The 12,146-nt window shown below is 72.2% G+C and carries 11 protein-coding genes; 5 read left to right on the top strand and 6 right to left on the bottom strand.

Annotated elements, in window-relative coordinates; genetic code table 11:
* Positions 1-91 precede the first annotated feature (91 nt).
* Positions 92-856: a hypothetical protein gene (locus ACFYO8_RS19675; RefSeq protein ID WP_354869070.1), complete on the top strand. Its 765-nt coding sequence runs from the start codon at positions 92-94 to the stop codon at positions 854-856.
* A gap of 10 nt (positions 857-866) precedes the next feature.
* Here the strand turns inward: ACFYO8_RS19675 and ACFYO8_RS19670 are convergent, their stop codons facing one another.
* Complete coding sequence (locus tag ACFYO8_RS19670; RefSeq protein WP_387257391.1) at positions 867-1,853, bottom strand: ArsR family transcriptional regulator; 987 nt, start codon at positions 1,851-1,853, stop codon at positions 867-869.
* A 70-nt stretch (positions 1,854-1,923) separates the two neighbouring features.
* Here ACFYO8_RS19670 and ACFYO8_RS19665 point away from each other — a divergent pair, with 70 nt between their 5' ends.
* Both ACFYO8_RS19665 and leuA read left to right on the top strand, forming a co-directional pair.
* Positions 1,924-3,198 (top strand): MFS transporter, encoded by a 1,275-nt coding sequence (locus tag ACFYO8_RS19665; RefSeq protein ID WP_387257389.1) that lies wholly within the window; start codon positions 1,924-1,926, stop codon positions 3,196-3,198.
* A gap of 238 nt (positions 3,199-3,436) precedes the next feature.
* A complete protein-coding gene (gene leuA / locus ACFYO8_RS19660) occupies positions 3,437-5,182 on the top strand; it encodes a 2-isopropylmalate synthase (RefSeq protein WP_355047285.1) in 1,746 nt (581 codons plus the stop codon).
* A 23-nt stretch (positions 5,183-5,205) separates the two neighbouring features.
* Here leuA and ACFYO8_RS19655 read toward each other — a convergent pair whose 3' ends face one another.
* Complete coding sequence (locus ACFYO8_RS19655) at positions 5,206-6,651, bottom strand: MFS transporter (protein WP_355047286.1); 1,446 nt, start codon at positions 6,649-6,651, stop codon at positions 5,206-5,208.
* A 108-nt stretch (positions 6,652-6,759) separates the two neighbouring features.
* Between ACFYO8_RS19655 and ACFYO8_RS19650 the strand changes: the two genes are divergently transcribed.
* Entirely contained in the window at positions 6,760-7,419 is a 660-nt protein-coding gene (locus ACFYO8_RS19650; RefSeq protein ID WP_355047287.1) for an HNH endonuclease family protein, read from the top strand.
* Positions 7,401-7,862, top strand: a complete 462-nt coding sequence (locus ACFYO8_RS19645) for a hypothetical protein (protein WP_355047288.1) — start codon at positions 7,401-7,403, stop codon at positions 7,860-7,862. The genes ACFYO8_RS19650 and ACFYO8_RS19645 overlap by 19 nt, the downstream gene beginning before the upstream one ends.
* A gap of 46 nt (positions 7,863-7,908) precedes the next feature.
* Here ACFYO8_RS19645 and ACFYO8_RS19640 read toward each other — a convergent pair whose 3' ends face one another.
* Genes ACFYO8_RS19640 through ACFYO8_RS19625 form a run of 4 tightly spaced genes read right to left on the bottom strand, consistent with a single transcriptional unit; the run spans position 7,909 to position 12,086 of the window.
* Complete coding sequence (locus ACFYO8_RS19640; protein ID WP_354869090.1) at positions 7,909-9,015, bottom strand: oligopeptide/dipeptide ABC transporter ATP-binding protein; 1,107 nt, start codon at positions 9,013-9,015, stop codon at positions 7,909-7,911.
* Positions 9,012-9,998 (bottom strand): ABC transporter ATP-binding protein, encoded by a 987-nt coding sequence (locus tag ACFYO8_RS19635; protein ID WP_354869093.1) that lies wholly within the window; start codon positions 9,996-9,998, stop codon positions 9,012-9,014. The genes ACFYO8_RS19640 and ACFYO8_RS19635 overlap by 4 nt, the downstream gene beginning before the upstream one ends.
* Positions 9,999-10,041: 43 nt before the next feature.
* Positions 10,042-11,082: an ABC transporter permease gene (locus ACFYO8_RS19630; RefSeq protein ID WP_387188079.1), complete on the bottom strand. Its 1,041-nt coding sequence runs from the start codon at positions 11,080-11,082 to the stop codon at positions 10,042-10,044.
* Positions 11,079-12,086, bottom strand: a complete 1,008-nt coding sequence (locus ACFYO8_RS19625) for an ABC transporter permease (RefSeq protein ID WP_354869095.1) — start codon at positions 12,084-12,086, stop codon at positions 11,079-11,081. Before ACFYO8_RS19625 ends, ACFYO8_RS19630 begins: the two co-directional genes overlap by 4 nt.
* Positions 12,087-12,146: the final 60 nt, after the last annotated feature.

Below are 12,146 nucleotides of genomic sequence, written 5' to 3'. Positions count from 1 at the left end.
GCGGCTCACCAGGCCGGCAGACGCGACACGCCAAGCGGTACAGCCGTACGGTGGGCTGACCGCGACCGCCCTCACGACGCAGAATGACCCGGTGCACGCTCATCGACGTGCGGCCCGCCGGCTGACCGGCGTGCTCGCGCTCACCCTGCCGGCATTGCTGGCCGCCTGTGGCGGCGACCACCCCGAGGCGGCGCCCACCGGCACCGCCGACCCGGTCCCGGTGCAGGTCGACGCTGCCCGCGAGGAACTGGCCGGGCTGGCCGCCGCCGCGCAGGACCGGCACCTCACCGCCACGTACGCCTTCACGCCCGCCGAGGGCACGCCCCGGACGGTCTCCTTCACCAGCGCGAACGACGGGAGCTGGCGGGTCGACGTGCCCGGCTGGGGGCACGCCGGAACGGTGGACGTCTCGCTGGCCGCCACATCCGACGGGCTGTTCCAGTGCGCGCTGCCCTCGGCCGGCTGGGCCCGGGCGGCGACCTGCGTCCGCCTCGGCGACGCCGACGACGCGGTGCCGCGCCGGCTCGACCCCCGCGTGCAGCACCCGTTCACCGACTGGCTGGAGGTGCTCACCGACAGGCGTGCGCCGCTCGCGGTCTCCCCCGCCGAGTCGCTACCCGGCGCCGGCGGCCCGTGTTACACGGTCGACACCACCTCGGCGTCGCTGAACGCGCCGCTGGACGTGGGCATCTACTGCTTCCGGGAGGACGGCACCCCGGCGGCGGTACGGGCCGGGTTCGGCACCCTGACGCTGACCGGCGAGCCGGGCGCCGCGCCGGGCGCCGTCGAGCTGGCCGGCGCGGTGACCGAGGGCGAGCCGGTGGGCCGGGAGGCGCCGAGCCCGGGCACGCCGTGACGCGTACCGCTCAGCCGTCCCGGGCCGCGCGGAGCAACGCGGCGCCGACCTCGGTGTTGCGGTAGAGCACGTGCCGCCCGGCCCGGGACCGGGTGACGAGACCGGCGGCGTGCAGCGCGGAGAGGTGCTGGGACACGTTCCCGGCGGACAGCCCGGTGAGCCGGGCGAGGTCCGTGGTGGTGGACGCCGCGTCGAGCAGGCGCAGCAACGCCGCCCGGCCGCCGCCGACCACCCGGGCCAGCGCGTCGCCGGCCGGTTCGGGGTCGCGCTCCCACAGCGTCCCGACCGCCCGCACCGGGTACGCCGCGGCGGGCAACGAGTCCTCCAGCAGGTTCCACAGCACCCGCTGGCGGCTGAACACGCTCGGGTTCAACGCCAGCCCTCGCCCTCGAAGGTCGAAGTCCCGCTCGAACGGGTCGTCGCTGACCACCCGGTCGCCGAGCCACCGCAGGCCGGGGTGGAGCCGCTCGAACAGCTTCCCCGTCCCGCCCTCGGCGAGCTGTGCCGCCCGGTACGCGACGTCGGCATCGAGCACCGCCCGCATCCGCGGCCAGTCCGGGGCGATCGCCTCGTCGTACCAGACCCGCATCGCCTCGACGAGCCGCGGCAACAGCCCGGTCGGGTCGGCGAGCAACGCCCGCCCGAACGGGCGAAGCGGTCCGCTCGGCGTGGTCGACAGCAGGTCCCTGACCACCACGTCGGGCGGCGTCGCGGCGATCTGGTCGAGCTGACCGTCCATCTCCACCCCCGGGCGGGCCGCCGGGGTGAGGAAGTCGGGCAGCCAGCGGCGCGGCAGGGTGAGATGCACCAGCGGAGCGACCCGCTCGGCCACCTCCGGGCGGCGCAGTGTTACCCGCGCCCGATCGATCCACCGCAGGTGCACCGGATAGCGGGCCGGATCGGCAAGCGCCCACATGCTCATGACCGTCTCGTTGGCCGGCGACACACCGAACCGCACGCCCGCGACGTCGGCCAGCGTGAACCGCAACTCGGACATGCGCACCCCCGATTCGGCTCAGCCTAAAAGGCTCGCCCCTCGCGTGGGGGGCACGATCTGCTCACCGGTCATGAGGGCCAGAGAAAGCATCCGCACCGCCGTCCGCGACGTCGTACCACCGGCCGGGCTGACCCGCGCCCTGGCCGTGCAGGCGATGGTCTACGCCGTCGGCACCGGCCTGTTCCAGGCGGGCAGCGCCGTCTTCTTCACCCGGGCGCTCGGGCTGAGTCCGGCCCAGGTGGGGCTCGGCCTCTCACTCGCCGCCGGCGCGTCCCTGCTCGGCACCGTGCCGCTGGGCGGGCTCACCGACCGGTACGGGCCGCAGCGGGTGTGGATCGTCTGCCTGCTGCTCGACGCGGCGCTGTTCGCCGCGTACCCGTTCGTCGGCGGCTTCGCCGGGTTCCTCGCGGTGGTGATCGCGCTGGCCGTGACGGGCGCGGCGACCGGCGTGGCCCGCCAGGTCTACTCGATCAACGTGCTGCGCCCTGAGGAACGGGTCACCGCGATGGCCTACCAGCGCTCCTCGCTGAACGTCGGCTTCGGGATCGGCGCGCTGATCAGCGGCCTGGTGCTGGCCGTCGACACGATCTGGGCGTACCGCGGGATGGTCTGGTTCATCGCCGTGGTCTTCCTGGTGACTGCCGGTTTTGTCCGCCGCCTTCCCCGGCTGCCGGAGGTGACCCGCCCCGCCGAGCCGATGAGCCGGCTGGCGGTGCTGCGGGACCGGCCCTTCATGGCCGTCGCGCTGCTCTCCGGGCTGCTCACCGCGCACCAGACGCTCTACCTGACGGTGATGCCGCTGTGGATCCTCACCCACACCGACGCGCCGAAGACGATCATCGCCGGGCTGGTGCTGCTCAACACCGTGCTGATCGTGCTGTTCCAGGTACGCGCCAGCCGGGGCGCGGACGACGCGTCCGGCGCGGCCCGGGCGTCCCGCCGGGGCGCGGTACTGATCGCCGGGTTCTGCGTGGTCCTGCCGATCTCCGGCGCGACCCGGGGACCGCTCACCGTGGCGGTGCTGGTCGCCGCCGCGACGCTGCTCATCCTGGCGGAGCTGATCGAGTCGGCGGGCGCCTGGGGACTCACCGCCACGCTGCCGCCCGCCGCCCAGCGCGGCGCGTACGTCGGCGCGTTCGGGCTCGGCTCCCAGGTGCAGTTCCTGATCGCTCCGGCCGGGCTGACAGCGCTCGGCGTGAGCACCGGCGGCTGGGGCTGGTACCCGGCCGCGGCGATCTTCATCCTCGTCGGACTGGCGATCGTGCCCGCGGTGACCCGGGCGGAGCGGACACCTCGGCTACCGGACGTTGCGAAGTCCTCCGACTCCGTGACTCTGGTCCCATAGTCCGGACCGCTCTTCCCACGGCCCATCCCACCACGTAGGGTGACCTTGTCATGTGGCGCGCGTACCTTCTCCTTGGCTGCCGCGACGAGGCCTGACCGGCCGGCACCTCGTCGCGGAGTCGCTACGCGCCGTCCAGCACATCCGATCTTTTCCTCGGCACCGCCGCGCACCGTCGCCCGGCATCCCGCCGACACCTTTCCGATCTGCTGACGCCACATGTTCCAGGGAGCACTCCGAGATGGCTCAACCTGTCACCGAGACCGATCCGTTCGCCCGCCAGCGCCCCAGCCGGATGCCGGTCCACCGCTACGTTCCGTACGACCGTGAGTTCGGCGTCGACCTGCCGGACCGCTCCTGGCCCACCCGCCGCGTCGAGGCCGCGCCCCGCTGGTGCGCCGTCGACCTCCGCGACGGCAACCAGGCCCTGATCGACCCGATGTCGCCCGAGCGTAAGCGGCGGATGTTCCAGCTCCTGGTGCAGATGGGCTACAAGGAGATCGAGGTCGGCTTCCCCTCGGCGAGCCAGACCGACTACGACTTCGTACGGCAGCTGATCGAGCAGGACCTGATCCCCGAGGACGTCACCATCCAGGTGCTGACCCAGTGCCGGGAGCACCTGATCGAGCGGACCTTCGAGTCGCTGCGCGGCGCCCGCCGGGCCATCGTGCACTTCTACAACTCCACCTCGACGCTGCAGCGCCGGGTGGTCTTCGGACTGGACCGCGACGGCATCACCGACATCGCCACCCAGGGCGCGCGGCTGTGCCAGAAGTACGCGGAGATCCACACCCCGGACACCGACATCCACTACGAGTACTCGCCGGAGTCGTACACGGGCACCGAGCTGGAGTACGCGCTGGAGGTCTGCTCGGCGGTCATCGACGTGATCGACCCGACCCCGGACCGGAAGCTGATCATCAACCTGCCGGCCACCGTCGAGATGGCGATGCCGAACGTCTACGCCGACTCGATCGAGTGGATGCACCGGCGCCTGCCCCGGCGGGACAGCCTGGTGCTGAGCCTGCACCCGCACAACGACCGGGGCACCGGCGTGGCCGCCGCCGAGCTCGGCCTGCTGGCCGGCGCCGACCGGATCGAGGGCTGCCTGTTCGGCAACGGCGAGCGCACCGGCAACGTCGACCTGGTGACGCTGGGCCTGAACATGTTCTCCCAGGGCATCGACCCGATGATCGACTTCTCCAACATCGACGAGATCAAGCGCGCCGTCGAGTACTGCAACCAGCTGCCGGTGCACGAGCGCCACCCGTACGCGGGCGACCTGGTCTACACCGCGTTCTCCGGCTCGCACCAGGACGCGATCAACAAGGGCTTCGCCGCGCTGAACGCCGACGCGGCGGCGGCCGGGGTGCCGGTGGACGACTTCACCTGGGCGGTGCCCTACCTGCCGATCGACCCGAAGGACCTGGGCCGCACGTACGAGGCGGTCATCCGGGTCAACTCGCAGTCCGGCAAGGGCGGCGTCGCGTACATCATGAAGACCGAGCACCAGCTCGACCTGCCGCGCCGCCTCCAGATCGAGTTCTCCGGAGTGGTGCAGCAGGTCACCGACCACGACGGCGGCGAGGTCGAGCCGGGCACGATGTGGGAGATCTTCGCCCGCAACTACCTGGTCGACCACCAGGTGGACCCGGCCGTGAAGCTGGCCGACTACACGATCGGCACCGTCGACGGCAAGGTCGAGATCGACGCCCGCGTCGGCTTCGGCGGCGAGACCCGCGCGCTCACCGCCGTCGGCAACGGTCCGATCGACGCGTACGTCAACGCGCTGCAGTCCCTGGGCGTGGCGGTACGGGTGCTCGACTACCACGAGCACGCGCTGTCCTCCGGTGGGGACGCGCAGGCCGCCGCGTACGTGGAGTGCGAGGTGGACGGCCGTACGGTGTGGGGCGTCGGAATGGACGCCAACATCGTCACCGCCTCGATCAAGGCGGTCACGAGCGCGGTGAACCGCACCCGCGCCTGATCCCGGCACGGCACGGCGGGGCCTCAGCGTGACGCGGGGGCCCCGCCCTCCCGCCCGGGGCGGTGGATGAGCACGGCGGCGAGCACCGCGCCGACCAGCAGCAGCCCCGCGCACCACGCCAACGCCCCCCGGTACGCGTCGGCCAGCGCCCCCTTCTGCTCGTACCCGGTGCCCGACAGCCCCACCAGCAGCGGCAGCGCGGCCACCGCGAGCAGCCCACCGGCCCGGGAGGCGGCGTTGTTGAAGCCGCTCGCCACTCCGGCGAACCGGTCCGACACCGCGCCCAGCACCGACGTGGTCAGCGGCGCGACCACGAGCGTGAGCCCGGCGCCGAACAACGCCACGCCCGGCAGCACGTCCACCCAGTACGACGCGCCCGGCCCGACCCGTCGCAGCAGCAGCAGGCCCACGGCGGCGATCACCGGGCCGACGGTGAGCGGCAGACGGGGGCCGATGCGGGCCGACAGCGCGCCCGCGCGCGGCGAGCCGACCAGCAGCAGCACCGTCATCGGCACGGTGGCCAGGCCGGTGAGCAGCGCCGACCAGCCGACCACGTTCTGCAGGTAGACGGCGAGGAAGAAGGTGAACCCGCCGAGCGCCGCGTACACCACCACCGTGAAGACGTTGAGCACCGAGAACAGCCGGCTGGAGAACAGCCCGGTGGGCAGCATCGCGGTGTCGCCGCGCCGCCGCTCGACCAGCACGAAGACCACCACGGCGGCCACCCCGAGCACCGCCGAGACCAGCACCGCAGGGGAGTCCGGGCCGCGCGCCGGGGCGTCGATCAGCGCGTACGTGATGCCGCCGAGCGCGAGCGCGCCGAGCAGCGCGCCCGCCACGTCGAACCGCCGCCCGCCGCCGGTACGTGACACCTGCTCGTCGCGGCTCTCCGGAACCCAGCGCAGCGCGGCGAGCACCACGCCGACGGCCAGCGGCAGGTTGACGAAGAAGATCCACCGCCAGGAGAGCGTGTCGATGAGCCAGCCGCCGAGCAGCGGACCGAGCGCGGTGGACACTCCGGACAGCCCGGACCAGGTGCCGATGGCCCGGCCCCTGTCGTCCGGGTGGAAGCTGGCCTGGAGCACCGACAGCGACCCGGGGGTGAGCAGCGCCCCGCCGGCGCCCTGGAGGAACCGGGCGGCGACGAGCCAGCCGGTGTCCTGGGCCAGCCCGCAGAGCACCGACGCCGCCGCGAACCAGACCACACCGGACAGGAAGACGCGCCGCCTGCCGAACCGGTCGCCGAGCGCGCCACCGAGCAGCACGAACGCGGCGAGCATGAGCAGATAGCCGTTCACGGTCCATTGCAGACCGGCGACCGTGGCGTCCAACTCGGCGCCGAGGCGTGGCAGCGCGACGTTGACCACGGTGCTGTCCAGGAACACCATGCCGGAGGCGAGGATCGCGGCGAGCAGCGTGCCGCGTCCGGCGGCGGTGCCGGTACGCAGCGCGGGAGCGGGTGCTGTCACGTCTCACCACTCTGCCCGCCGCCCACCGTCGACGCCACGAATCACGGAAACCGCGGCCGGGTACTGTGCGGACTCGCCCGGAGCACGCAAGCTGGAGAGGTGTCGTCTGTGCGTACGAGATCAGGAGCCCGAGCCGGGCTGGCCGCCGCGCTGAGCGCGGTGCTCGCCCTCGGCGTGGCCGGCTGCGACGTGTCGGTCAACGAGCCGGAGGCGCCGCCGAGCGCCTCCGGGAACGTGAACAAGCAGCTCGGTGAGCTGACAGTGGCCACCGCCGGGGCGATGAAGGGCTACAGTCGCTCCCGCTTCCCGCACTGGCGGAACACCGGCAAGAACTGCGACGTACGCGACAGCGTGCTGCAACGCGACGGCGAGGGCATCAAGCTGTCCGGCTGCAACGTGGTGGGTGGCCGGTGGGAGAGCGTCTACGACGGTGTGGTGCTCAACGATCCGTCGGACGTGGACATCGACCACACCGTGCCGCTGGCCGCCGCGTGGCGCTCCGGCGCGGACGAGTGGGACGACTCGAAGCGCGGCGACTTCGCCAACGACCTGACCCGGCCACAGCTCATCGCGGTTTCGGCGCGGTCCAACCGGGCAAAGGGTGACCAGGATCCGTCCCAGTGGAAGCCGCCGAACCGGTCGTCCTGGTGTCAGTACGCGGCGGACTGGGTGACGGTCAAGCACTACTGGAAGCTGACTGTGACAAGCGCCGAGAAGGCCGCTCTCACCGACATGCTGGAGGGCTGCACATGGGCGAGCAAGCCGTGACCGGGCCGGAGGCCACACCGGCGCCGGCGGACACGCCGCAGACAGACGCCGCACCGGCCCCGGAGACGGCGGCCGGGCCGGCCTCGGCCGGGATGACGGCGGACGGCCGGCAGACGGCGCCCGCCGACGTCTCCGGGGCGGGCATGGCCGCCGACGCGGTGCCGGGCGCACCGGCCGGGGGCGCGCCGGGCGGTCCGGCGGACCGCACCGCTGACATCACCCCCGGCCCGGGCGGGGTCATGACCGACGAGGTGGGCGTGGTGACCGGCGAGTTGACGCTGCGCACCGAGCACGCCGACGGCCGGGTCACGCTGCGGGTGCAGTACAAGGACGCCGACGAGTGGTATGTGGTCACCGGCGGTTCGGCGCCGCTGGCCGACCCGGCCGCGCTGGACGCCGTGCACACGATCGCGGTGGGCCTGCTCAACCGCCCCGAGGGCTGATCCGGGGCGACGCGTCGGCCCCGGGCGGGGCCGACGCGTCGTCGTGTCACGGGGTGGGGATGAGCTCGCCGGTCTCGCCCGGCGCCGCGCCGTCGTCCGGCCGGACCAGCTCCGGTTCCACCTCGTGCGGCCGGATCCTGCCGGCGGCGATGTCCTCGGCGTAGTGGCAGGCGACCCGGTGTCCGTCGAGCACCTCGCGCAGCGCGGGCCGCTCGGCGGCGCAGCGGGTGGGCTGGGCCCACGGGCAGCGGGTGTGGAACCGGCAGCCGGCCGGCGGGTTCGCCGGTGACGGCAGGTCGCCGGCGAGGAGGATCCGCTCCCGGCGGTCCTCGACCTGCGGGTCGGGCACCGGCACCGCCGACATGAGCGCCCTGGTGTACGGGTGCATCGGCTCCCGGTAGAGGTCGTCGCTGGACGCCTCCTCCACCAGGCCGCCGAGGTACATCACCCCGACCGTGTCGGCGATGTGCCGGACCACCGCCAGGTCGTGCGCGATGATCAGGTACGTGAGGCCGCGCTCCTTCTGGAGGTCGACCAGCAGGTTGAGCACCTGGGCCTGGATCGACACGTCCAGCGCGGACACCGGCTCGTCGGCGACGATCAGGTCCGGTTCGAGCACCAGCGCCCGGGCGATGCCGATGCGCTGGCGCTGGCCGCCGGAGAACTCGTGCGGATACTTGCTCAGCGCGGACGCGGGCAGGCCGACCGCGGCGAGCGCCTCCCGGAGCCGCTTGTCGACGGCCGCCTTGTCCTTTGCCAGACCGTGCGCCTTGAGGCCCTCGACCAGCAGCGACTCCACCGACTGTCGGGGATCGAGGCTGGACAGCGGGTCCTGGAAGATCATCTGGATGCGGCGGCGGATCCGGCGCATCGGCTCGTCCTTGAGCGCGCGAAGGTCGGTGCCGTCGAAGACGATCTCACCGTCGGTCGGCTCGACCAGCCGCAGCAGCCCTCGCCCCAGCGTGGACTTGCCGCAGCCCGACTCGCCCACGAGCCCGTACGTCTCGCCCCGGTTGATGGAGAGCGAGACCCCGTCGACGGCGTAGACGTGCCCGATCGTCCGGTCGAAGAGCACACCGCTCTTGATCGGGAAGTGGACCTTCACGTCGCGCAGTTCGACCAGGGGTCCGGTCCGCTCGGTCGACTCGGTCACGGGACCGCCACCTCCTCGGAAACGGGGTTGTTGCAGCGCAGGTCGCCGCCGGCGACGGTGGGCTCGAGCGGGGGCGTGCCGTCGAGGCAGGCGTCCACCACGTTGTCGCACCGGGGCGCGAACGCGCAGCCCTCCGCCCAGGGGATGTTGTCGGCCACCGAGCCGCGGATGGCGTGCAGCCGTTCGCTCCGCGGCGAGTCGAGCCTCGGCACGGAGCTGAGCAGCCCGTGCGTGTACGGGTGCCGTGGCCGGCCGAACAACTCGTGCCGGTCCGCCCGCTCCACGATCTTCCCGCCGTAGAGGACGTTGACCGTGTCGCAGAGCCCGGCCACCACCCCCAGATCGTGCGTGATCATGATCAGCGCGGTGCCGGTCTCATCGACGAGCTGCTTGAGCAGCGTGAGGATCTGCGCCTGGATCGTCACGTCCAGGGCGGTGGTCGGCTCGTCGGCGATCAGCAGCCGCGGCTTGCAGGCCAGGGCGATGGCGATCAGTGCGCGCTGCCGCATGCCGCCGGAGATCTGGTGCGGGTATTCCTTGAGCCGCCGGGCCGGGTCCGGGATGCCGACCGCGTCGAGCAGCTCCCGGGCCTCCTTCCGCGCCTCCTTGCGGTCCATGCCGCGGTGCCGTTCGAGCACCTCGGCCACCTGGATGCCGATCGGGATCACCGGGTTCAGCGAGGAGAGCGGGTCCTGGAAGATCATGCCGATGTCTCGGCCGCGCCGGTCCCGCAGGTCCTCCGCGCGCAGTTTCAGCAGATCGGCCCCGTCGAAGTTGACCTCGCCGGTGACCCGGTTCCCGCGCCGCGGCAGCAGGCCCATGATGGCCAGGCTGGTGACGCTCTTGCCGCAGCCGGACTCGCCGACCAGGCCCACCGTCTGCCCCGGCTCCACACTGAAGCTGACCTCGTCGACCGCGGTGAACGGGCGCTCACCGCGGCGCTGGAACACGACGCTCAGGTCGCGTACGTCGAGCAGGCTCATCGGGTCACTTCCTCACCGTGCTGGTCGTTGATCCGCACCGCCGTCACCGCCGGCTCTTCGGGTCGATCGCCTCGCGCATGCCCTCGCCCAACAGGGTGAAGCCGAGCGCCACCACGATGATCGCGGCGGCCGGGAAATAGGCCAGCTCGGGCCGGACCTCGAAGTAGCGCTGACCGTCCACACCGAGCATCAGGCCCCACTCCGCCCGGTTGATGTCGGGGTCACCGAGGCCGAGGAAGGACAACGACGCGGCTTCCAGGATCGCGGTGGAGAGCGTCAGCGTCGCCTGCACGATCACCGCCGTCATCGCGTTCGGCAGCATGTGCCGCAGCACGATCGCCCCACGCTTGACGCCGAGCGCCCGGGCAGCCAGCACGTGGTCGCTCTCCCGCTGGGCGAGCATCGAGCCGCGTAGCAGCCGGGCGAAGATCGGCACGTTGACGATGGCCACCGCGAGGATGACCGTCCACTGGCTGGACCGGCTGGCCAGGGCCACCAGGCTGATCGCCAGCAGCAGGGCGGGCAGGGCCAGCATCACGTCGGTGAAGCGCATGAGGATGTTGTCGACCCAGCCCCCGAACGCGCCGGCGAACGCACCCACCAGCACACCCAGGACCAGCCCGATCAGCGTGGCGAGCACGCCGACGAACAGTGTCTGCCGGCTGCCGTGGATCATCCGGGACAGGAAGTCCCGGCCGAGCGGGTCGGAGCCGAGCGGGAAGTCGCTGCTGGCCCCGGGGATGTTGTCGACGGTCAGGTTCTTGGTCAGCTCGTCGAAGCGCTGCGCCGGGTCGTGTGGCGCGAGCAGCGGCGCGAAGATCGCGACGAGCACGAAGAGCGCTACGATCGCCGCGCCGACCATCGCGGTCGGGTTGCGGCGCAGCCGGCGGAGCGCGTCCCGGACCAGGCTCACCCCGCCCTTCTCGGCGGTGGCCTGAGCCAGCTGTTCCAGCCGGGCGCGCTTGCGCTCGCCGAGCCGGTCCAGGCCACGGGGCAGGCTGCCCTCGGGCTTCTCGGTGACGGCCGACGGGTCCACGCTCTCGCGCGGGGTACCCACGACGGGCCGGGTGATCGGATCGCTCATCGGACACGCACCCTCGGGTCGATGAAGGCGTAGGAGAGGTCGACCAGGAGGTTGACCAGCACGAATACCAGCGCGGCCAGCAGGATCAGCGCCTGGAGCACCGGGTAGTCGCGGCCGCCGCTGATCGAGTCGTAGATCAGCGTGCCGAGCCCGCCCCAGTTGTAGACCCGCTCGGTGAGCACCGCGCCGGAGAGCAGCGCACCGGTCTGCAGGCCGATGGTGGTGACCACCGGCAGCAGCGCGTTCCGCAGGATGTGCCGCCCCCGGATCGTACGGTGCCGCAGGCCCTTCGCCTCGGCGGTGCGGACGAAGTCCTCGTTGAGCACGTCGAGCACGCTGGCGCGGGTGATCCGGACGACGACCGCGAGCGGGATGGTGGCCAGCGTGATCGCCGGCAGGATCAGGTGCCACAGCGCGTCGCCGGCGGCGTCGAACTCCCGGGTGAGCAGGCCGTCCAGCACGAAGAAGCCGGTGATGTCGGTGTTGTCGATCCCGGTGCTGATCCGACCCGAGGGTGGGAACAGGTGCATGTTCTGGGTGAAGACGTCCTTGAGCAGATAGCCCAGGAAGAAGATCGGGATCGAGATGCCGAGCAGGGTGCCGCCGATGCTCAGGTTGTCGAGCAGCCGGCCGCGGTGGCGGGCGGCGAGATAGCCGAGCGGCACACCGAGCCCGATGGCGATGATCATGGAGGCGGCGGCCAGCTCGACGGTCGCCGGGAAGGCACGGCCGATCACCTCGGTGACCGGGTCACCGCTCCGGATCGAGTTACCGAAGTCGCCGGTGAGCAGCCGCTGCATGAACTTCGCGTACTGCACCAGGATCGGCTGGTCGTAGCCCAGCGCCTTGATCAGCAACGCGCGGCGCTCCGGCGTGGCCCGCTCACCGAGCAGCGCCTCGACCGGGCCACCGGGCAGGTTCCGCAGCCAGACGAAGACCAGCGCGGACAGCCCTATCAGGGTCACCACCAGCTGGAGCAGGCGGCGAACTATGACTCGCAACATCTCTCACACACCAGATTCTTGGTTGAACAGCGGGTCGGCCCGGGCCGGGAGCGAGCGCCC

Source organism: Micromonospora sp. NPDC005257, assembly GCF_042872445.1.
GTDB lineage: Bacteria > Actinomycetota > Actinomycetes > Mycobacteriales > Micromonosporaceae > Micromonospora.
This window is presented reverse-complemented; position numbering and strand designations above follow the sequence as displayed.

What these genes read in the sequence shown, in the direction of transcription:
- ACFYO8_RS19630 (WP_387188079.1), bottom strand. Translation starts at nt 11,082, where the DNA reads ATGAGCGATCCGATCACCCGGCCCGTCGTGGGTACCCCGCGCGAGAGC.
- ACFYO8_RS19665 (WP_387257389.1), top strand. Translation starts at nt 1,924, where the DNA reads ATGAGGGCCAGAGAAAGCATCCGCACCGCCGTCCGCGACGTCGTACCA.
- ACFYO8_RS19645 (WP_355047288.1), top strand. Translation starts at nt 7,401, where the DNA reads ATGGGCGAGCAAGCCGTGACCGGGCCGGAGGCCACACCGGCGCCGGCG.
- ACFYO8_RS19670 (WP_387257391.1), bottom strand. Translation starts at nt 1,853, where the DNA reads ATGTCCGAGTTGCGGTTCACGCTGGCCGACGTCGCGGGCGTGCGGTTC.
- leuA (WP_355047285.1), top strand. Translation starts at nt 3,437, where the DNA reads ATGGCTCAACCTGTCACCGAGACCGATCCGTTCGCCCGCCAGCGCCCC.
- ACFYO8_RS19625 (WP_354869095.1), bottom strand. Translation starts at nt 12,086, where the DNA reads ATGTTGCGAGTCATAGTTCGCCGCCTGCTCCAGCTGGTGGTGACCCTG.
- ACFYO8_RS19635 (WP_354869093.1), bottom strand. Translation starts at nt 9,998, where the DNA reads ATGAGCCTGCTCGACGTACGCGACCTGAGCGTCGTGTTCCAGCGCCGC.